This is a genomic window from Vibrio sp. Evd11, assembly GCF_900382755.1.
GTDB classification, from domain to species: domain Bacteria; phylum Pseudomonadota; class Gammaproteobacteria; order Enterobacterales; family Vibrionaceae; genus Vibrio; species Vibrio lentus.
Genome location: NZ_OSDX01000077.1, coordinates 1 through 20264, shown reverse-complemented (window position 1 = coordinate 20264; position 20264 = coordinate 1). Strand labels below are relative to the sequence as shown.

At 43.8% G+C, this 20264-nt stretch carries 19 protein-coding genes; 9 read left to right on the top strand and 10 right to left on the bottom strand.

Going from position 1 to position 20264, the window contains the following annotated elements; translation table 11 throughout:
• Positions 1 to 103: 103 nt before the first annotated feature.
• On the bottom strand, positions 104 to 550 hold the full coding sequence (locus ED652_RS21180) for a DUF417 family protein (protein ID WP_004731440.1): 447 nt from the start codon (positions 548 to 550) through the stop codon (positions 104 to 106).
• Positions 551 to 746: 196 nt separating this feature from the next.
• Between ED652_RS21180 and ED652_RS21175 the strand changes: the two genes are divergently transcribed.
• Together ED652_RS21175 and ED652_RS21170 are read left to right on the top strand one after the other, a co-directional pair.
• Positions 747 to 1511 carry a PhzF family phenazine biosynthesis protein gene (locus ED652_RS21175; protein WP_162929971.1) on the top strand — a complete coding sequence of 255 codons (765 nt, stop codon included), beginning with the start codon at positions 747 to 749 and terminating at the stop codon, positions 1509 to 1511.
• Between the two features lie 111 nt (positions 1512 to 1622).
• On the top strand, positions 1623 to 1985 hold the full coding sequence (locus tag ED652_RS21170; RefSeq protein WP_017109495.1) for a RidA family protein: 363 nt from the start codon (positions 1623 to 1625) through the stop codon (positions 1983 to 1985).
• Positions 1986 to 2134: 149 nt separating this feature from the next.
• On the opposite strand, the gene ED652_RS21165 is transcribed toward ED652_RS21170, so the two are convergent.
• Complete coding sequence (locus ED652_RS21165) at positions 2135 to 3721, bottom strand: BCCT family transporter (RefSeq protein ID WP_029226019.1); 1587 nt, start codon at positions 3719 to 3721, stop codon at positions 2135 to 2137.
• 450 nt (positions 3722 to 4171) lie between these two features.
• Between ED652_RS21165 and ED652_RS21155 the strand changes: the two genes are divergently transcribed.
• Complete coding sequence (locus ED652_RS21155) at positions 4172 to 7339, top strand: glycosyl hydrolase family 18 protein (RefSeq protein WP_122056071.1); 3168 nt, start codon at positions 4172 to 4174, stop codon at positions 7337 to 7339.
• A gap of 273 nt (positions 7340 to 7612) precedes the next feature.
• Positions 7613 to 9076 (top strand): sensor domain-containing diguanylate cyclase, encoded by a 1464-nt coding sequence (locus ED652_RS21150; RefSeq protein ID WP_122056070.1) that lies wholly within the window; start codon positions 7613 to 7615, stop codon positions 9074 to 9076.
• Between the two features lie 134 nt (positions 9077 to 9210).
• Here the strand turns inward: ED652_RS21150 and ED652_RS21145 are convergent, their stop codons facing one another.
• Positions 9211 to 9465, bottom strand: coding sequence for a YgjV family protein (locus ED652_RS21145; protein WP_010430226.1), 255 nt, complete (start codon positions 9463 to 9465; stop codon positions 9211 to 9213).
• Positions 9466 to 9733: 268 nt separating this feature from the next.
• Here ED652_RS21145 and ED652_RS21140 point away from each other — a divergent pair, with 268 nt between their 5' ends.
• The 3 genes from ED652_RS21140 to ED652_RS21130 all read left to right on the top strand — a co-directional run bounded on the left by ED652_RS21140 (position 9734) and on the right by ED652_RS21130 (position 12148).
• Positions 9734 to 10324 (top strand): DUF4136 domain-containing protein, encoded by a 591-nt coding sequence (locus tag ED652_RS21140; protein ID WP_122056069.1) that lies wholly within the window; start codon positions 9734 to 9736, stop codon positions 10322 to 10324.
• A 178-nt stretch (positions 10325 to 10502) separates the two neighbouring features.
• On the top strand, positions 10503 to 11687 hold the full coding sequence (locus ED652_RS21135) for a D-alanyl-D-alanine carboxypeptidase family protein (protein ID WP_061025773.1): 1185 nt from the start codon (positions 10503 to 10505) through the stop codon (positions 11685 to 11687).
• Positions 11688 to 11854: 167 nt separating this feature from the next.
• Complete coding sequence (locus tag ED652_RS21130; protein ID WP_017076090.1) at positions 11855 to 12148, top strand: YkgJ family cysteine cluster protein; 294 nt, start codon at positions 11855 to 11857, stop codon at positions 12146 to 12148.
• A 90-nt stretch (positions 12149 to 12238) separates the two neighbouring features.
• Here the strand turns inward: ED652_RS21130 and ED652_RS21125 are convergent, their stop codons facing one another.
• Positions 12239 to 13135: a LysR family transcriptional regulator gene (locus ED652_RS21125; RefSeq protein ID WP_122056068.1), complete on the bottom strand. Its 897-nt coding sequence runs from the start codon at positions 13133 to 13135 to the stop codon at positions 12239 to 12241.
• Positions 13136 to 13239: 104 nt separating this feature from the next.
• Here ED652_RS21125 and ED652_RS21120 point away from each other — a divergent pair, with 104 nt between their 5' ends.
• A complete protein-coding gene (locus ED652_RS21120) occupies positions 13240 to 13623 on the top strand; it encodes a DoxX family protein (RefSeq protein ID WP_102464992.1) in 384 nt (127 codons plus the stop codon).
• A 99-nt stretch (positions 13624 to 13722) separates the two neighbouring features.
• On the opposite strand, the gene ED652_RS21115 is transcribed toward ED652_RS21120, so the two are convergent.
• The 6 genes from ED652_RS21115 to ED652_RS21090 form a co-directional block, all read right to left on the bottom strand.
• Positions 13723 to 15405 carry an RluA family pseudouridine synthase gene (locus ED652_RS21115; RefSeq protein ID WP_122056067.1) on the bottom strand — a complete coding sequence of 561 codons (1683 nt, stop codon included), beginning with the start codon at positions 15403 to 15405 and terminating at the stop codon, positions 13723 to 13725.
• Positions 15406 to 15556: 151 nt separating this feature from the next.
• Positions 15557 to 16177: a glutathione S-transferase family protein gene (locus ED652_RS21110; protein ID WP_004731417.1), complete on the bottom strand. Its 621-nt coding sequence runs from the start codon at positions 16175 to 16177 to the stop codon at positions 15557 to 15559.
• A gap of 34 nt (positions 16178 to 16211) precedes the next feature.
• On the bottom strand, positions 16212 to 17243 hold the full coding sequence (locus ED652_RS21105) for an NADP-dependent oxidoreductase (RefSeq protein ID WP_122056066.1): 1032 nt from the start codon (positions 17241 to 17243) through the stop codon (positions 16212 to 16214).
• A gap of 138 nt (positions 17244 to 17381) precedes the next feature.
• Positions 17382 to 17972 carry a TetR/AcrR family transcriptional regulator gene (locus ED652_RS21100; protein WP_122056065.1) on the bottom strand — a complete coding sequence of 197 codons (591 nt, stop codon included), beginning with the start codon at positions 17970 to 17972 and terminating at the stop codon, positions 17382 to 17384.
• 155 nt (positions 17973 to 18127) lie between these two features.
• Positions 18128 to 18601, bottom strand: a complete 474-nt coding sequence (locus tag ED652_RS21095) for an FKBP-type peptidyl-prolyl cis-trans isomerase (protein WP_017109506.1) — start codon at positions 18599 to 18601, stop codon at positions 18128 to 18130.
• A gap of 42 nt (positions 18602 to 18643) precedes the next feature.
• On the bottom strand, positions 18644 to 19270 hold the full coding sequence (locus ED652_RS21090) for a thioredoxin domain-containing protein (protein WP_099165583.1): 627 nt from the start codon (positions 19268 to 19270) through the stop codon (positions 18644 to 18646).
• A gap of 271 nt (positions 19271 to 19541) precedes the next feature.
• On the opposite strand from ED652_RS21090, the gene ED652_RS21080 reads away from it, so the two are divergent.
• Positions 19542 to 20177, top strand: a complete 636-nt coding sequence (locus ED652_RS21080; protein WP_122056064.1) for an OmpA family protein — start codon at positions 19542 to 19544, stop codon at positions 20175 to 20177.
• Positions 20178 to 20264: the final 87 nt, after the last annotated feature.

The window sequence follows — 20264 nt, the reverse complement described above, 5'->3', positions numbered from 1 at the left end:
TCCGGACTTTCAGTCCGTAATACTAACCCACCTACTTTAGTAGGTGGTTGTTAAGTTCAAGGTTTAAGGTTACTTCTAGTTACGGCCACTTATAGATTTACGGTTACTTCTGAGGTTTGTTACGTTCGATTACGCTAATCGCGATAGCCAAAAACAAGATATCTTTCACTAGGAAGAAATTAGTGACTAAGATGCCATCCGATACTTTCCAAGCATTTGGCGTTGTAATTAAGAAGCTGAGTGTCACAACAAAGATAGCCGCTGCAGCAATACCTGAGTAGAAAGCAATTGTCGGTTTCTTAAATCCAACGATCAGTCCTATCGCGACAATGATCTCCGCGCCACCTACCATGTTAGACACCGCTTGTACTGAGAACAGATTATAAAGCCAGTTCATTGCAGGATGATTTGCGATTAGCGGTTCAATGAGCATCGCTTCGGTTGGCGTAAACTTATAAATACCAATCCAAGCGAGCACTAATGCTACGCCAATCACACCAAGGTTATATCCCACATTACTCTGTTTTAAATCATAGGTTTGAACATGCATAAAAGTACTCCATTTAATAAAATCCCTGAATATGACCGCACTAGTGCAAAATTAATTTCGCTGTGAGAGTATTAGTTTTCTGTATGAATCATAATGCTTGGTACTTTTGGTGCTCTCTATGCTAATGATTTGTGTAAAGAAAAAGAGACTAGAGCTTTGAATGAGAGCTTTAGATGACAGAATAAGGAGATAGGTTATCAAAGCGTTTATATATGATGTATTTGGTGGGGAGTCAGCGAAAGGTAACCCTTGTGGGGTCGTAGAACTTGGCCAATGGTTAGCCGACTCGGAATTACTAGAAGTAACGCATCAACTCGCACTGCCAGTCACAGCTTTCGTCGTGAAATCGGGGAATGCTTTTGATATTCGTTGGTTCGCCTTAGATGGTGAGATAAACCTTTGTGGTCATGGTAGTTTGGCTGCAGGCACTAGTTTGATCGAAAAGTATAAGCTCAATGAGGTGACCCTAAATAGTGATTATGGACAGGTCGTGATTGCTAGAAAGGAAGACTTGTCTCAAATAGAGCTGCCAAGCTGGAACGGTAAACTTTACTCGCAGTTAAGTGATGTTCCAATCGATTTGACGGTTTTAAATCAACCTGTTGTCGAAGCTTTTTCTACAAGAGATTTAGTGCTGATTTTGGATTCAGAGGAAGCTGTAAGGAATTTTTCGCCTGACTTTGAATTATATAAAAAAATTAAAGATCTGCATGCGGTGATGGTGACAGCCAAAAGTTCAGATGACAGTTATGTTTTGCGCTATTTTGCGCCGAAAATCGGTATTTCGGAGGATTTAGCGACAGGTTCGGCACAATGTTCACTGGCTCCATATTGGTTTGATAAGTTAGGGAAAGATAAACTTTCAGTTCGTCAGCTTTCAAGTTCTGGCGGTTGTTTTGAAGTTGAGAGGAAGACAGACTCTTCAATTGTGGTGTCGGCACGAGTTGAACGCCGTCCATAAAAGAATGGTGCTCCACTGGAGAGGTAGAGCTTTCTAATTTATGTTTTCAATATTAGGAATTTGGATTAGATTACGCTGACGTAAATCCAAATTATAAGAAGAGAATTGACCGTGAAAATCCATAGAATTAACCCGACCAAACGTTGGTCTGATGTAACTGTATTTAATGGCATCGCAAGTTTTGTTGAAGTACCAGAGACGGATACATCTGCAGGAATTAAGAGTCAAGTTCAGCAAGTTTTTGATCAAGCTGAAGAAATGATGAGCTTGGTCGACAGTGATAAATCTCGCGTATTGTCGGTGACTATTTACCTAACAGATTTCGCTAACTTTGATGCACTGAATGAAGTGTGGGACTCGTGGTTTCCTGAAGGCAGCGCACCAAGCCGTGCATGTGTAAAAGCTGAACTGGCGAATCCAGAGCTGTTGGTTGAGATGTCGTTTATGGTTGCTGCGGGTGAGAAGTTTCAATAAGCAGAAATATCGGTAGAAGTAAGCATTAGTCGATATAAACGCTAATCAGCTAATCAATTAGGCAGCGAACAGATAAAACAAAGCCACTCAGGTGAATCTGAGTGGCTTTATTGTTTTACACGCTACCCGAAACTAAATCGGATTAGGTATTAAGCGATGCCTTGATCTCTTGCCATCTGCTTCGCGATCTTCGGTGCGTGCCATAAACACGGTAATAAGATGAACGATACAGGAACGGCTGTGATCACAATGAACGACTGTAGGGCTGAGATGCCGCCAGAGCCCATTGAGATAAGTGCAATGGCTACCGCACCCATGATGATACCCCAGAAGGTACGTACCGCTGCGTTCGGCTCTGTTGTGCCTGTCATTACTACACTGATTGTGTAGGTCATTGAATCACCTGTCGTCACGATGAACGTGGTCGTCAGGATTAAGAACAGAATCGCAATCAAAGTAGGGAACGGCAGTTGCGCTGTAATTGCTAGAAGAACAGCTGGAAGGTTAAAGCCTTCAAACGCACTAGAAATCACGCCTGGGTTCTCTAATTCAAACGCTAAACCACTACCACCAACGATGCTGAACCAGAAACAAGTTACAAGCGGTGCAACGATGCTGATAGATACGATCATTTGTCGAATGGTACGGCCACGTGAGATACGAGCAATGAAGATCGCCATCATCGGACCATAGCCCAAGAACCAACCCCAGAAGAATACAGTCCAGCCACCTAGCCACGCTGTATCTTGGCGGTAAAGCGCCATAGGGATGAAGTTATCGACCATTTCGCCCATACCTTGCAGGTAGCCATCAATGATGAAGCTCGTTGGGCCGACTAGCAGGATGTAGCCGATTAGGCACACGGACAAGATGATGTTGTAACGGCTAACCAGTTGGATGCCCTTGTTTACGCCACTTAATGCAGACAGCGTGTACATTGCGATAGCAAATACGATAACAACACTTTGAGTCGCAAAGCTGTCTGAAATGCCAAACAGTTCGCTCAGAGCGTAGCTGATTTGTAGGCCAAGGAAACCAATAGGACCGATAGTACCTGCAGCTACTGCCACAATGCTACACGCGTCGACTACGTTACCAATCCAGCTATTAATTGCTTTGTCGCCAAGTACTGGGTAAAGCAGAGTACGAGGCTTAAGAGGAAGACCTTTGTCGTAATGCAGGTGCATTAACACGATAGAAGACAAACCGCCTAAGATTGCCCATGCAAGGAAACCCCAGTGCATGAAAGATTGTGATAGGGCATTGAACGCCATCGCTTGAGGATCTGCGTTGCCATAAAGAGGCGGAGCTGAAACGAAGTGAGCAATAGGCTCTGCCGCTGCCCAGAACACACCACCGCCGGCTAGCAGCGTACATAGGACGATAGACATCCATTTAAAGGTGGTCATTTCAGGGAAGGCAAGCGTTCCTAAACGAACGTGGCCTGTGCGCCCTAGTGCAAGCACTAAGCCGATAATGAAGTTAAGTAGTAGTAGGACTTGCCAGAAAGCACCGAACCACTTAGTTGAGTAACTAAAGCCGATGTTAACAAGTTCGGACAACACGGAGGTGTTGGTGAAAGCGAGGATGACAAAGAGGGTTAAAAAACTGCCACTAAGCCAAAAGACTGGGTTTCCGAGTTCCAGTTTTTCCCCCAAAGATTGAGCTTTGTTGAAATCGATAGAAGTAGATTCTGCGTTGATGTTTTCGTTGGCGACTTGCGTCAAGTTGGACATTATTTCTTCGCTATATTTGGCTCTTTCAAGCCTATGTATTTCTCCCACACTTGCATAGAAATGTGAGGTTCGTCAAAAAAGCCGCAGATACTAACACATTTGTTACCAAAAAGTGGGCGAATTCCCAAAAGAAACCCAAATCATCTATAAATCTCTACTTTTTGGTTAGTTTTAATACGGATTTTTTCTCAACGCTGTGTCACATTTCTGATTTTTGAGACATTATTTTTTAGCTTTCCGAAATAAATTAATATTAGTTGTTGGTGCAAAATAAGTGTCGACTCATTGCATGCTATAAACAAATTAATGCGAGTCATTTTATAAATACTGAATATTTTAGGTGTTTAATTGGCGCTGTTACCTACAGTTGTTTTGCGAAGAGATTTAAGTGGTAAAGAAAGTGCCACTTAAATTAAACATCTTGAAACAACAACTTAAGGGATAGCTAACATGCACCTAAACCAAGGAAGAGTGGCCAAGAAGGTTTTTACACTCAGTACTCTCACCGCGTCATGCTTGATGGCGTTCAACAGTTATGCGGCTGTTGATTGTTCAACGTTAGAAACGTGGGACTCTGCCACGGTGTACACCGGTGGTGATCAGGTTTCACATGACGGCAGCGCGTACTCAGCAAATTACTGGAATCAGAACAACAACCCGAGTCAATTTGAAGGTGACTATGCACAATGGAAAAAGCTAGATGTGTGTAGCGGCAATGGAGGCGGTGGTACACCAAATGAAGCACCAACGGCTTCGTTAACAGCGCCAACGGCATCAGATGTGATTGTTGAGGGTGACAACGTCGTATTAAGCGCAACAGCACTGGACGCTGATGGCAGTGTTGCTTCGGTAGAATTCTTTGTTAATGGTTCTTCGGTCGCGGTTGTGACAGCGGCACCGTTTGAAGCGGCTTGGGCTGCAACGTCTGGTAACCATCAGATTTCAGTTGTTGCAACGGACAATGAAGGCGCAGCAAGTGTTGCAAGCGCGGTTTCTGTTTCTGTTGATTCAGTGCAACCAGGTAATGAAGCACCGACAGTTTCAGTTGCGCTTTCAGCAACCGCGGTCGATGTTGGTGGTGTGGTAACGCTTACTGCAACAGCAGCAGATAGCGATGGCACTGTCGATAAGGTTGATTTCTACGTAGCTGGCGCCCTTGTGGGTACAGCAGCGACAAGCCCATACACATTAGACTACACAACGACTCAAGCCGGCTCTTTAGCGGTTTACGCGAAAGCAACCGACAACCAAGGCGCAACGGCTGATTCAGCGCTAGCTTCTTTGACGGTTAACGGAGCTCCAACGGTGAGCACTTGTCGTCCTGATGGCCTGTATCAAACTCAAGGTGTCGATGTACCTTACTGTACGATTTACGATGATGAAGGCCGTGAGAAGATGGGTGCGGATCACCCACGTCGTGTAATTGGTTACTTCACAAGTTGGCGTGCAGGGGACGACCCACAAGCTGCTTACTTAGTAAATGATATTCCTTGGGAGCAACTTACACACATTAACTACGCTTTCGTAAGCATTGGCTCAGATGGCAAAGTAAATGTGGGTGATGTAAACGATCCTGAAAACGCAGCGGTTGGTAAAGAGTGGCCGGGCGTTGAAGTTGATCCTACCTTAGGCTTCAAAGGTCACTTTGGTGCGTTAGCGACAGCGAAGAAAAAACACGGCGTTAAAACATTAATCTCTATTGGTGGTTGGGCCGAAACCGGTGGTCACTTCGCGACTGATGGCAGTCGAGTGGCTGATGGTGGTTTCTATACTATGACCACAAATGCTGACGGCTCTATCAACCATCAAGGTATCGAAACATTTGCAACTTCTGCGGTTGAAATGCTGCGTAAGTACCAGTTCGATGGTCTAGATATCGATTACGAATACCCGACTTCAATGGCGGGCGCAGGTAATCCATACGATAAAGACTTTATGGAACCACGTCGTCAGTACCTATGGGCTTCGTACCAAGTGTTGATGAAGGTGTTGCGTGAGAAGCTTGATGCGGCGTCTGCACAAGATGGCAATCACTACATGTTAACGATCGCGGCGCCTTCTTCTGGTTACCTGTTACGCGGTATGGAAACATTCGATGTGACTAAGTATCTTGATTACGTGAACATCATGTCTTATGACCTTCACGGTGCGTGGAACGATCACGTAGGTCATAACGCTGCGTTGTTTGATACAGGTAAAGATTCAGAGTTAGCACAGTGGAACGTTTACGGCACTGCGGCTTACGGTGGTATCGGTTATCTGAACACGGATTGGGCTTACCATTACTTCCGTGGTTCTATGCCAGCTGGTCGTATTAACATCGGTGTGCCTTATTACACTCGTGGTTGGCAAGGTGTAACTGGAGGCGAAAATGGTCTTTGGGGCCGAGCTGCACTGCCAAACCAAGCTGAATGTTCAGCAGGTACGGGTGAAGGAGAGAAGAACAATTGTGGTCATGGTGCAATTGGTATCGACAACATGTGGCACGATACCGATCCGAAGGGCAACGAAATGGGCGCGGGCTCTAACCCAATGTGGCATGCTAAGAACCTAGAGAAAGGTATTTGGGGCTCTTACGCTGAGGCTTACAAGCTTGATCCTGTGAATGATCCATCTGATGTTTTAGCAGGCACTTACACGCGTAACTATGACAGTGTGGCGGTTGCTCCTTGGTTGTGGAATGCAGAGAAGGGCGTATTCCTTTCAACGGAAGATAAACAGTCTATTGATGTGAAAGCAGACTACGTTATCGACAAAGAGATCGGCGGCATCATGTTCTGGGAACTAGCAGGGGATTATAACTGTTATGTACTCGATGCGAGTGGCAACCGAACGTCTATCGATACGACCGAACAAGCGTGTAATAGCGGTAACGGTGAGTTCCATATGGGTAACACCATGACGAAAGCTATCTACGATAAGTTTAAGTCTGCGACTCCATATGGAAACAAAGTGGCGACTGGCGCGATCCCGACAGAAGCGTTAGATATTACGGTTTCAGTTGGTGGCTTCAAAGTCGGTGACCAAAACTATCCAATCAATCCTAAGATCACGTTTACAAACAACACCGGTCAAGCACTTCCAGGCGGTACCGAGTTCCAGTTCGATATCCCAGTGTCAGCACCTGATAACGCGAAAGATCAATCGGGTGGTGGTTTAACTGTGATTGCTTCGGGTCATACTCGTGCGGATAACATCGGTGGATTAGATGGAACCATGCACCGAGTGGCGTTTACTCTGCCTACATGGGAAGAGCTTCCAGCTGGTGGTGTGTATGAGCTAGATATGGTGTATTACTTGCCAATCTCAGGCCCTGCTAACTATGCAGTAAGCGTGAATGGTGTCGATTATGCCTTTAGCTTTGAGCAACCAGACCTACCATTAGGTGATATCAGTTCAGGTGGCGGTAACCCTGGCGATGGTGGCACAAACCCTGGTACATGTGATACAGCTGGTTTAGCTGTTTACCCAGATTTACCTCAGAAAGATTGGGCGGGTAATCCAAGCCATGCAAACACAGGTGACCAAGTGGTTCACAACGGCAGTATTTACCAAGCAAACTGGTGGACAAGTTCTGAACCGGGCAGTGATGGTAGCTGGACTCAGGTTTGTTCTTAATCTAACGCTAGATTATGTATTTATAGATAACGAATTCGAATGATTTTAAGTTTACTTATCAGTATCTTAGTTTGATTTAAATACATAACTGAAGCGTAAAATTAAAACGCCGAACTGAATCCAGTTCGGCGTTTTTGCTATAAGTCACAGATTGCGTATAGAAACCTCTCAGAATATCGACACTCGTTCAGTAAAAAAGATAAGTATGATATAAAACAGTCTGCCTATAACAAAAAATAGCGTTACCTAAAATTAGAAAGCTATGGTGTAATCTTGAAAGTCAGACGTAAATACATTCTTAGTTTCTCAATTGTGCTGGCCGTAGTTTCTCTGATCCTCTCTGCTGTTCAATTCAACCGGACGAAAGAATCACTATTAGAATCCAACCAATTCTTCTTTCGTACTATTGTGAACGCGAGTTACGACATCGTAGATACCACAGTCAACGAAGCGATCAAAACCTATCTCAAAGGTGTGACTGATACAGTCGCCTCTCACACACTTCATGTCACTCCAGAACAAGAAGTTGAAGAAGTCATTCGAATTGCCAACGAATTGGTGATTGGAGAGTCTGGTTATATCTACCTGATGTCACCACAAGGTATTCATCTATATCACCCGTTTTTACAAGGGCAAAATCGCGCGCATTTAACCCATATTCAACAACAACTGAGCTTACAGTCTGGAATGACCCAATACTCGCACGCCAATCCACATGAAGTCGGCAAGCGTGCGAAGGTCGCATATTCAGTGAGGCTACCGAGTGGCAATACATTGGTGGCGACCACTTATAAAGATGAACTGATGTATCTGGTTGATCTCGAAGCACTTAAAGACAAATTGAGAAAGTACTCGTATGGCGATAGTGGTTATGTATATATCGTTGATTTACAGGGCAGGTTAGTCCTTCAACCTAACTTTGAACACGAGCACTTAAAAGCCTTGATTGATGACTCTTCAGAGTTGCTTATCGATAAAGTCGTCGATGAACCTGAAGGTCACTTTAGTTACTCTATCTCTACGGCAGATGGCACGACGAGTAAAAACATCTTCTACAAGTTTTATCCGTATCTGAATTGGGTTATTTCTGCTGGTGTCTTAGAGCAAGAGCTCAACAAAAACCACAGCTTGTTGTTGGCAAGTTTGATGACGTTGGTCGTGAGCCTATTGAGTATCATTGTTGTTCTGGTGCTTTACTTGCGGCATCGTCACTTAAAGCTCTTAGATGTGGCTAGCCTCGATTACCTCACAGGCCTTCCTAGCCGGCGGAGTTTTATCGAGCAGTTAAAGCTGAAAATTGCTCAAAGGTCGCCTTATCCGCTAACAAATGTCGGTGTCATTTTGCTTGATATTGACCATTTCAAACGGGTGAACGATCAATATGGTCATGCTCAAGGCGATAGGGTTATCTGTGAGGTCGCAAAATCACTGAAGAGATTTGTTAATCGTCGTCGCTTGATTGCACGCTATGGCGGTGAAGAGTTTATTTTGGTGACGTTTGATTGTGATGAGCGTGAGTTATTCGAATTGTCTGAGGAACTCAGACGAAGTGTAGAGCAACTGCAAGGTTTGGTGTCACCTGTCACAATCAGTGCTGGCTGCTGTCACGATCGAGCGCTCACTGATATTGAAACAGCGATCGATAAATCTGACAAAGCGCTTTATCAAGCAAAAGAGAGAGGACGTAACAACACTCAGACGTATCAAAAGAACGAATATCGCGTTGCTTATATGTGATCAGTTGAAAGAATCGATGTCTTCAAAGGCTGGAAGATTGGAAATCATGCTCTTGAGAACGACAGACACAAAAAAGCCCAAATAGATCGCTCTATTTGGGCTTTTCAGAAATATTTGAAATGCTAATCGCTAATTTAAGCTTTCGCTGCTTTCATCGCTTCCGTTTTTTTTTCCTTTTGCATTTTTGCAAGGAAGTAGATGTTTACACAAGCGATGAAACCGTTGGTCGCGACCACTGGCCATGCGTCAATCATAACGCCGTATGCTGTAAAGAGAGTACAGCCAATAAAGTTAAGGACACGCAGACGAACGATATCTTTCATTGTTAATGAAATTGCGACCATAATAGATGCCGCGTAACCTAAAATTTCAACCATATTGAATTCCATTGTTTGACCCTCTTAAATTTGCCGATACTTTGTCGGTACCAATTCTTCTCTTCATGAGATGATTGAGGAAGCTCCGTGCCTCGAATGGTCTGGTTATGTTTAACGAGGTAGACTATACCAACTCTGTTTTTGTGATTAAACCCCCAAAACGGGCAGAAGTGAAGGTTAGCGATTACGCAAACGTTTAATGACCTTTCTATTAACATAATTACTATTTATGTTGGGAGGTTAATTGATATTTATTCTTATATAGGTAAGGAAGCCGCGAATGATAAAACGATCCATTTGTGCAACAAAAAGCATAAAAAAAGCAGTGTTATTGGCTTTGATAGCGATTGGAATGACAGCATGTACCACACAAGAAATGCCGCCAACACACAATTATGGTGTGGTCACCAGTGGTGATTTTGAGTTCATGAAACACGGAGTAACGACGTACTCGTGGCACCCTGAATCAGAGCAGGTTTACCTTTCTCAAAAATACGATGAGACCGTAGTAACCGATCTAGTGCGTGATGCGATTGAAGATCAACTCGCTACGAAAGGTTATCAACTGAATCAAAATGGTGCAGTTGGTGATGTTGTTGTCGGTTTTGGATTAGCCGAAGAATCAGAGTTAAATGATGACTCGATTTTCGATGCGATTAAGCTTTCAACGGGGGTGCCATTTTATGATGGTGACGGAAAGGTCGCCGAGAAAGGATCGCTGTACATTGCTTTTTTCGTACCTAACTCTCAGGTCGTACAATGGCAAGCATTAGCACAGTCTGGCATTCAACCTGATTTAGAGCCAAGCGAGAGCAAACAGCGTATTACTGGCTTTGTTGAAATGTTATTTAGACGCATTCCTGAGCGATAGAATTAGACGTTGGATGCATTCGTTGAGTCAATATTAGTTGTTGAAAATATGGTCAGATCGCAGATTATACTTTTTTATTTGTAACGAATGGTACAAATACGTAAAGCAACGTAAAGTTCGCGCTTCTTTTGCTAGCATTTGTCTATACTGCTCAAAACGTTAACTTAGGTTTGATTCAATGAAACTGTTTTCCAAATACTCTCTCCCTCTATTAAGTATATTCATTGTAAGTAACGCAGCGATGGTAAGTAATGCAGCTATCGCAGCACCCTCTATAGTACCAAGCCCACCTAGCCTAGGCGCAAAAGGGTATGTGTTAATTGATTTTAATTCTGGTGATGTGCTGGTAGAAAAAAACGCACACACTAAGTTAAACCCAGCGAGTTTGACTAAACTAATGACCAGCTATGTGGCTGGGCAAGAGATGAAGCGAGGCAACATCTCTGCTGACGATCAGGTACGAATCAGCGAGAACGCGTGGGCAAAGAACTTCCCTGACTCTTCAAAAATGTTCATCGAAGTGAACACCGATGTAGCAATGATGGACCTTTACCGCGGCTTGATTATTCAATCAGGTAACGATGCGAGTGTTGCGATTGCGGAACACGTTGCGGGCTCACAAGATGCATTTGTGGATCTTATGAACTCTTGGGCTACGTCTCTGAAACTAGAAAACACCCATTTTGCGAACGCGCATGGTTTAGACGCTGACGATCTTTATTCGACTCCTTACGATATTGCACTACTAGGTCGTGCGATTATTCGTGATTTACCGGATGTTTATGGCTTATACAGCGAACGTTCGTTCAGTTACAACGGCATCACACAACACAACCGTAATGGCTTACTGCGTGATAGAAGCTTGACGGTTGATGGCATGAAGACGGGCTATACCTCTGGCGCTGGCTACAGTTTAGCGAGTTCGGCGACACAAGGTGAGATGAGACTTATCGCGGTTGTGATGGGCGCATCAAGCGTTAAGAGCCGTGAGTCAGACAGCAAACAGTTGTTGAGCTATGGCTTTCGTTTCTTTGACACGCTAAACCCACATCAAGGTGGAGATGAAGTCGCTGAAGAGAAGGTATGGTTTGGTGCCAAAGATACTTTGAAGCTGGGTGTTGCAGAAGACACGTTTATCACACTGCCTAAGTCAGACAGTAAAAAGCTAACGGCATCGATTGAACTTAATTCTGAGTTGAAGGCACCGATTGCAGAAGGTCAAACACTAGGTGTGGTTCATTACACAGTCGATGGTGAAGATGTGCAAACTCAGCCATTGATTGCGCTAGAGGCTGTTGAACAAGGTGGAATATTCAAACGTCTGATGGATTACGTTAAGTTGTTTTTCGCGAGCCTATTCTAAATAGGGTCGTTATTCAGCTAAAACGAGAAAACTTAATGGGCGTTGTGAGCAAATCACAACGCCCATTGTTATTTCTACATCCATGAAAACACCGTCATCTACTTTCTTTATTAGCCGTAGCGGACGGTTTCGATTACTATACGCAAAATTTAGCAGTGTAGTCACTTATGACCATAGAGATAAAGAACGTAACCGAACCTGAAGTAACTTGTGCCAATTGTCAGGCATGCTGTTGTCGTTTAGAGGTTATGATCATCACAGATACCGGCGTTCCTGAAGAGCATATTGCTTATGACGAGTGGGGCGGCGAAACCATGCTGAGATTAGATGACGGTTGGTGCTCTGCGGTAGATAGAGAAACACTGATGTGTACTATTTACGAAAACCGACCTTGGATCTGCCGTGAGTTCGAAATGGGCTCTTACGAGTGTGTGGAACAACGCACAGATGTCATGGGCTAAGTACCATCTTAATGTTTGATTGGTCGTTTATAGAGGCTTGATGAGTTATTGAGTTATTGATTGATCGATTGGTTGATTTCTGGTTGAGCTCTAACTGTTTGTGGAACTTAAACACTCCGCAATAAAATCAATAAATACTCGAATTCGTTGGGGCAAATAATCACTTGCATGGTACACCGCGTACATAGGCAAGTAGTCATTGCTCCAATCTTCTAATAACTGCGCTAATTCCCCTGCCTCTACAAATTCTTTGCCCATCCAATCCGGTAAAGCAACCACACCTAAACCCTGTCTCGCCAGTTTAAGCAACATTTCTGGACTGTCTGACGTGAAAATTTGGTTTACTTCCATACTGGTGCATTGGCGATCTTTGTCTTTGAAACGCCATTCGTTTGCAGGGTTCATCAGAGAATAAGTTAAGCACTTATGCTGGCTAAGATCTTGCGGATGTTTAGGTTTTCCGTGATTTTTTAAGTAATCGGGCGATGCAAAGTAGTGAACTCTATTGTTGAAAAGAAAGCGAGCTTTTAACCCTGAGTCTTCAAGTTGTGATGCTCGAATGGCGACATCTATATTGTGTTCATTGAGGTTAACAATACGGTCGTCGACACTGAGGTTAATGCGGATACCTGGGTGCTGTTCAATGAAAGCTTGAAGCGGCTCACTGAGTAACATCGTTGAAAAAGCGCTTGGCGCGGATATTTTCAATTCTCCCTCTACAGACTCGGTTTCTCGCTTAAGCTGACTTTCTACGGCGGACATCTCTTCTAAGAAGCGGACACAATAAATGAGGTAGTCTTTACCTGCATGGGTTAGGGATATTTTTCGGCTGTTTCTCTGAAATAGCGTCATTCCTAAATCACTTTCTAACCACGCAATCTTTTTACTGACGGCACTTTGTGTCACGTCGAGTTTATTGGCAGCTGCGGTAAAGCTGTTCAGCTGCGCAGTTTCCACAAAGATACGAATACACTCAATCTTATCCATCTTAATCACCTTGTGTTTATCTATTCCAATCTGGAATCTAATCTATCATGAAACTAGCATTTATCACCTTGATTATGAATGATTAAATAGAATCGTTGCAATTAATGATTCTTATAGAGGTAGACGAAATGAGTACAGTAATAAGCATTTTGATGGTGATGTTTTTTGTGTTGGCGAGTTCAATTAAGACGCTTGGTTGGCAAAAGAAAGTGTTTGAAATTCAGCTTGGTTTCTTTAAAAGCTATGGCTTGAATAGAATGGTGATGTTGCTGGTTGGGTTAGTCGAGTTTACTGGGGCTGCTCTTTTGATTTTAGCTTTATGTGGTGTTTCATCAGAGCATACTCAATTGATGGGCGGTGCAATATTGGGGGCAACTTCGATAGGGGCGCTTTATTTCCACTTACGCTTTGATACTTGGAAGGACGGTATTCCCGCGATGGTCACTTTGTTGTGTTCAAGCTTTTTAGTCTTGGATTTCTGGTACTAGTGTTTGGTTTTGGTTTTGGTTTGTCGGTCGAGGGGTGAAAGCTTACTTGCAGGATATTTGAGAAGAGTAGGGCTCGAAAGCCCCACGCTAAAGATTGGATTAAAACTCTGACGGCACTTCAAACTCGATCCACTCGCCTGTTGTTGGGTGAATCAGTTTTAGATATCCCGCATGAAGGTGTAGACGTTCACGTTTGTAGCCATAAAGGTCATCACCGCGGATTGGGACACCAAGGCCTGACGGGTGAGCGCAATGTACGCGTAACTGATGGGTGCGGCCTGTCTTAGGGTATAAATGAACCTTGGTTTTGCCATTGTTGGTGCTGACCGCTTCCCAATGAGTTTCAGCGTTACGTCCATGTTCATGGCAAACCAATTGTCTTGGTCTGTCTGTTATGTCGCCGCGCAAGGGCAGGCTGATATCGCCAGATTTGCTGTCGATTTCACCATCTAACAGAGCTGTATATCGTTTCTCTACGGTTCTACCTATGAATTGCTTTTGAATGTGTTTGTTTGACTCTGCCGTGAGCGCCAAGATCAACAAGCCTGACGTCGACATATCTAACCTATGGATAATTAAAGGGCCTGTTGCATCGGGGTAGCGCGCTTTAATGCGTGTATAAACCGAGTCTTCGATAAACTTACCGGGAACTGAGAGAAACTCCTCGGGTTTATTCACCACCACGATCTGGTCATCTTCGTAGACAATATCAAACGACTTACCAACCGCAGGGTTCACGATAAGCGGGTTATCTTCTAATTCGACGCCGTTTAGCTGGTGGTCGAGGATCTCGAAGCTTTTGCTTTGGCAAACAGGGTATAGGTTTGCGTGTTGACGAATGACAGCCGTTGGAGGCAATCCCCACCAAAACTCAGACAAAGCTAACGGCTTAAGCCCGTATTCAAACGCAAAGTTAAGCAACTTCGGTAGGCAGCAGTCGCCAGAGTCTTCAAGTGCGTCTTTGCCATCTAACAGTTCTAGCAGGTTCTTTGATTCGTGAGCTTGGTTGATAAAGCGATAATGAGACAAACGTTGCGCTTCTAATTCGCCCGAAATCGCTTGGTAGTCTTGCTTGCGGCTTTTTAGTTCATTTTCGATGGCATCAACTTGCGACTGGCGTTCTGCGATCTTTTGTTTCCACTCGATACGGAGCGCTTTTAGGTCGCGCTTCTCTTGGCTGCTTTGGTTACCTAATTGTTTGAGTAGGTTCGCTGCTGAGTCTAGATTTCCCAATGCCTTTTCTTGATTGGCTTGCTCTCTGAGTTTGTTACGCTGAGCTTTGTTCGCGGCCATTTTAAACTGAAAGGCTTCGATAGCTTGTGCTGATTCTGCTTTCAGCGATTCAAGAGCAGATTCTAATGCGTCTAGGTTGTGTGATTGTTGTAATTTTTCAATATTATCCGCTAGTCGCGATTGGCGAGCGAGGTTTGCACTGTTTTGAGATTGAAATTTTTCTGAATTGAATGTTGGTGGAACGAAGTCGATATTTTTTAACTGAGAGGTCAGTGATGGTTCTAACTGCAAACCTGAAAACGCAGAAAGGTAGCCTAGCTCCTGAGTTGTTGGATCCTGAACAAGAAGCACTGCATAGAGGTTGCCTTGCGATGTTTCATTCACACCACAGTCGATGAGCGACTGTTGAAGCTGCAACATAGCTAATTCACACGTCGGGTGCGGAGTATAGTAATACGGAAACGTAAAACGAGTCGGTAGCGGTAAGTCTACATTCGTATTGTCGTTTTTTAGGTGCAGTGGTGTGTATTGAGCAAGGTTTGCTGACATGAAGATCAAACTCTATGGCTGTTCAGTTAGAGTTCGGTATTGTTGTCGAAATGAAGACAAATGAGAAGCCAAAGCGAAAGATAAATCGGCTTTGGCTTCATTTAGTTGCTCGTACTTATTCTAAGAACGCACGCGCTTGAGTGAAACTCGATCAGTTCGAGTGTTCTAGCTCTACTTGCTCTGCTTTTTGGTAAGCAGGGTGATCAGCCAAAAGCTTACCGTATTTAGCAATGTTAGGGTAAAGCGCAGTTGCACCAAAGTTACCAACGATTTCTACGATGAACGACATCATGAAATCAGCACCTGTTAGTGTGTCTGCAACTAAATAGGTTTTACCTTCAAGTGCATTATTCACGTAAGTTAAGATCTTTTGGTTTTCATCGTCAGCGTAGCCGCCAAGGAAATTAGTTTCGCAACCGTCTTTCATCACAAAGATTTTAAGCAGCATCGGGAGAATACCTGAACTCTCAGCAAAATGTAGCCACTGTGAATATTCTACGTAGTCAGCTGTGCCGCGTGTTGGTGCGAACTTACCCTGACCGTATTTGTCGATTAGGTATTCCGTGATAGCGCCAGATTCAGTGATCACGATGCCATCGTCTTCAATGACAGGAGATTTACCCAATGGGTGAACAGACTTCAATTCTGGTGGTGCTAGAAACGTGACACTGTCTCGTTGGTATGGTTTGATTTGATAATCAACACCAAGCTCTTCCAATAACCAGATGATGCGCTTCGAACGTGACTTATTTAGGTGATGTAAAGTAATCATTATTCTACCTATTTTACGGTTTCAGCCGATTGAGTTATTTAGGTTCGTTAGTTTTGATAACAAGCTTGCCGAAGTTTTGACCTTCCAATAGGCCCATGAAAGCTTGTGGTGCTTCGTCTAAACCTTTAACTAGGTGCTCACGGTACTGCATTTTTCCTTGAGACAACCATTCCGTCATTTGAACAGCAAACTCGTTGTAACGGTGTGCGTAGTCATCAAAGATAATGAAGCCTTGCATCTTAATACGCTTGACCAGCAGTGTACCCATAAGGCTAGACATGCGATCTGGGCCTTCAGGAAGTGAAGTTGCGTTGTATTGAGAGATAAGGCCACACACAGGAACACGAGCACCAGTGTTGAGCAGGGGCATTACTGCATCGAATACTTTACCGCCAACGTTTTCAAAGTAAACGTCGATGCCGTTGTCACACGCTTTAGCCAGTTGTTCTGCGAAGTCGTCAGCTTTGTGGTCGATACATTCGTCAAAGCCAAGCACGTCTTTCGCGTACTGACACTTCTCTTGGCCACCTGCAACGCCGATAACACGACAGCCTTTTAGTTTGCCGATTTGACCAACGGTTGCGCCTACTGCACCTGTTGCAGCCGCAACGACTAGAGTGTCGCCTTCTTTAGGCTGGCCGATATCAAGCAAGCCCATGTAAGCTGTAAAGCCAGGCATACCCATGATGCCAAGTGCGTAAGAAGGGTGCGTTGGTTCTTTGCCTAGTTTGATTAGGCCTTCACCGTTAGATACACCAAGATCTTGCCAACCTGTGTAAGCCAGAACCCATTCGCCAACTTCGTAATCAGCGTGGTTTGATTCTTCAACCTGACAAACAGTTGCACCCACCATGACTTCATCGATAGCGACTGGATCAGCGTAAGATTTCGCATCACTCATTCGGCCACGCATGTATGGGTCTAGAGAGAGGTAAACTGAGCGAAGTAACATCTCGCCGTCTTTGATTGTTGGTGCAGCTACGTTTTCTAAACGGAAATTTTCTTTAGTCGGTGCGCCAACTGGGCGAGAAGCCAATACGATGCGGCGATTGTCTTGTTGAGTCATTGGATATCCTTAATTTTATAGTATGTTTATTTAGAATTAGACCAGTCGTCTAGTCTGGTTGTCTAAAAATCCCGCCGTCATCAAATTGATAAGAGGGCGGGTTATCTGTCGTTAATAAAAACTAAACACAGTACGTGGTTAGTTTTTACCTTTTAAAATCTGTTGGGTTAGGTTTAAAGCTGATTCTAAACTGCGTGAGCTCTGGCTTAATTTGCTCAATAAGCTTGCGCCCAACCACATAGAATATAGATTTTGAGCGGTTTCTTGGCTGTCTTCAGCCTTAATGGAGCCATCTTCAATACCACCAGCAACACAGTGTTGTATCGTAGAGGTCACTTTTTCAGCCCCTTTTAGTAAGGCTTGACGCATAGGATCAGAAAGATCAGAAACTTCAGCACTGAGCTTAACGACTAAGCATTTATGAGCGTTACAGGTACCGTTTTCAATCTGTGACCATCGAGTGAAATAACTGATAATTCTCTGGTAATGATTGCCTTCACCATGAACCAAAATAGTTTCAACTCTGCTGATGTAGGTCTCAAAATAGTGCTGGATCAGTGCCTCGCCAAATTGCTCTTTCGATTTAAAGTAGTGGTAAAACGACCCTTTTGGCACGTCCGCTTCTTTAAGCAATTGCGATAAGCCAACGCCCGTAAAGCCGTTGTTCACTATTAATTGGTAGCCAACATCTAAAACATGCAGGCGTGTGTCATTCGTTTTTTCGTTCATGGGCAGTACTATAAATTAAATTAGACCAGTCGTCTAGTGGGCGGTTTTTGACGGTATATTCAGTCGTTGCAAAAGTGGCTTCAACTATTCAAACGTTCACATATAAAAAAGCCCCAACATAGCGCGTATGTTGGGGCTTAAATCGGTCACTTCGATTATTTGATAGAGATTAACTCAACATCAAAAATCAAAGTTGCTGATGGTGGAATAGGGCCTGAACCACCTTTACCGTAAGCCAATTGGCTTGGGATAAACAGGCGAACTTTTTGGCCTTCAACCATGTAAGTCAAGCCTTCTTGCCAGCCTTTGATCACTTGTTTAAGAGCAAATGAAATCGGCTCGCCACGCTCAACAGAGCTGTCGAAAACAGTGCCGTCGATAAGTGTACCGTGGTAGTGAACCGTTACTTTGCTGTTCTTAGTTGGGTGCTCTGTACCAGTACCTTCTTCAAGAACTAGGTATTGAAGACCACTTTCAGTCGTAACAACCCCTTCTTTAGCACCGTTTTCGATAAGAAACTGTTGGCCTTGCTCGAAGTTTTCGTCACCAGACTTATGATTCATCCAAGTACGGTAGATCATGAAACCAGCCAAGATGAAGACAATGACCGGGATGATAAATTTAGACATAGTAAAACCTATTTATTGTTGATTCTTTATAGAGAAAAGCCGTTACGGCTGAGTCAAAAGGTAGTTGATTGTTTTTGCGATACCTTGAACATCTTGGTGGCCTGCAGTTAGGACTTGGTACTTACCATTGATGATAAAAGTCGGTACTGAGTTGATTTGGCCTTTTACAGAAATCTCTTCTGCTTTCTTAACGTAGTCAAACAGAGCGACTTGCTGTTCTTTATTCAGTTGGTATGGGCTAACTAGACCGCGAGAAGTGAACGCAGTCTCTAGAGCTTGTTGACGTTGTTCTGGCGTTGCATCAGCACCCATTTGAACGGCACCAAATAGGTCGTCCATGAACGCGTGATCAGGTGTCGCGTCGAGTTGCATCACTGCTGTGTAGTAGATCATTGCACTAATTTGAGCACTTTCATTGAACGTTACGTGCATCTTGCCAATAGTTTGATCTGTTAGAGATTCAATCTCTGGAATTGCACTTTCCATTTGACGGCAGTGACCACAGTTTAGAGAGAAGATTTCAGTGATCGGAGACAGGTTAAATTCAGTTAGAGCAGTAGGAAGAGCTTCGTATTGAACGCCTTTCTGTGGCTCGTCTGTTTCACTACAACCCGCAATAATAAGTACGGCAGCGAGTGCTGTGATGAATTTAGTAAATGGTTTAAACATAATGTTTGCTCTAACGTTGAGAAGTCGTGAGATTCTAACTATTTAGTACGAATTGGAAAACAATTATAAGGTAAATAAATGCAAACAGTTGGAACCAGCGGGTGATGACAGGCTAGTTGACGGTTAACTGTGATCAAAAGCACTTTTTTTGGGTGTGCTTTCTTTTCGTATAAAGTTTTTGTCTAAAGTTTTTCCCTCAGTGCCGATATAGACATTAGTGAATGGTTTATCTGCATGAGTGGTTGGTGAAGTAATGAGATATTTAGCGATAATGTTAAGCATAGCTTTGGTAGGGTGTGAAACGACGTTACCAACGGGTATGTTAGGTGACGATCTGCTAGATACTGCACCGCAAACCGATTACGACCTTATGCATCCTGAATGGGGTGTGGTTCAAACGACATCTGTGGCGAGCAATCGCAGTTATTCAGTCCAGAGCAGCACTTATCAACAAAAAACCATCACTACCAACTATGGGCGTGGTGTCTCGACTAATGACCCGCTGGAAGTTTTTTTAAGACAAAACCGTATCGATTTCGAAGTCTTGCCTGGCAACCATGTAATGGTAAAGCTTGAGCAACATGTGAACTTTAAGACAGGCTCTGCATTCCCTGAACCCGCTTACAACCATTGGTTAGATACGTTGGGCAGTTATCTTTCTCAGCGTCAAGATATCGATGTTGTGATTGAAGGTCATACCGACAATACAGGTTCTGATCAAATCAATGATCCTCTATCAGAGCAGCGTGCAAAAGAAGTGAAAGCTCGATTAGAGAGTAACTATGTATCTAGCCGCTCTATCTATACTCGAGGCTTCGGTGAATACGTTCCGGCTTGTAACAATGCTTCAGCCCAAGGTAAAGCATGTAATCGTCGGGTTGAATTGATGCTGATTGTCGCTAAGTAACAGCTAGTGTCTCTGTTCTCGTTCAAAAGAAACTTAACAACCACCTACTAAAGTAGGTGGGTTAGTATTACGGACTGAAAGTCCGGA

Coding starts and splice junctions, on each gene's coding strand:
- ED652_RS21135 (WP_061025773.1), top strand. CDS start 10,503: ATGAAACTGTTTTCCAAATACTCTCTCCCTCTATTAAGTATATTCATT.
- ED652_RS21095 (WP_017109506.1), bottom strand. CDS start 18,601: ATGTCTAAATTTATCATCCCGGTCATTGTCTTCATCTTGGCTGGTTTC.
- ED652_RS21100 (WP_122056065.1), bottom strand. CDS start 17,972: ATGAACGAAAAAACGAATGACACACGCCTGCATGTTTTAGATGTTGGC.
- ED652_RS21115 (WP_122056067.1), bottom strand. CDS start 15,405: ATGTCAGCAAACCTTGCTCAATACACACCACTGCACCTAAAAAACGAC.
- ED652_RS21140 (WP_122056069.1), top strand. CDS start 9,734: ATGATAAAACGATCCATTTGTGCAACAAAAAGCATAAAAAAAGCAGTG.
- ED652_RS21180 (WP_004731440.1), bottom strand. CDS start 550: ATGCATGTTCAAACCTATGATTTAAAACAGAGTAATGTGGGATATAAC.
- ED652_RS21165 (WP_029226019.1), bottom strand. CDS start 3,721: ATGTCCAACTTGACGCAAGTCGCCAACGAAAACATCAACGCAGAATCT.
- ED652_RS21155 (WP_122056071.1), top strand. CDS start 4,172: ATGCACCTAAACCAAGGAAGAGTGGCCAAGAAGGTTTTTACACTCAGT.
- ED652_RS21120 (WP_102464992.1), top strand. CDS start 13,240: ATGATTCTTATAGAGGTAGACGAAATGAGTACAGTAATAAGCATTTTG.
- ED652_RS21090 (WP_099165583.1), bottom strand. CDS start 19,270: ATGTTTAAACCATTTACTAAATTCATCACAGCACTCGCTGCCGTACTT.
- ED652_RS21145 (WP_010430226.1), bottom strand. CDS start 9,465: ATGGAATTCAATATGGTTGAAATTTTAGGTTACGCGGCATCTATTATG.
- ED652_RS21105 (WP_122056066.1), bottom strand. CDS start 17,243: ATGACTCAACAAGACAATCGCCGCATCGTATTGGCTTCTCGCCCAGTT.
- ED652_RS21110 (WP_004731417.1), bottom strand. CDS start 16,177: ATGATTACTTTACATCACCTAAATAAGTCACGTTCGAAGCGCATCATC.
- ED652_RS21080 (WP_122056064.1), top strand. CDS start 19,542: ATGTTAAGCATAGCTTTGGTAGGGTGTGAAACGACGTTACCAACGGGT.
- ED652_RS21125 (WP_122056068.1), bottom strand. CDS start 13,135: ATGGATAAGATTGAGTGTATTCGTATCTTTGTGGAAACTGCGCAGCTG.
- ED652_RS21130 (WP_017076090.1), top strand. CDS start 11,855: ATGACCATAGAGATAAAGAACGTAACCGAACCTGAAGTAACTTGTGCC.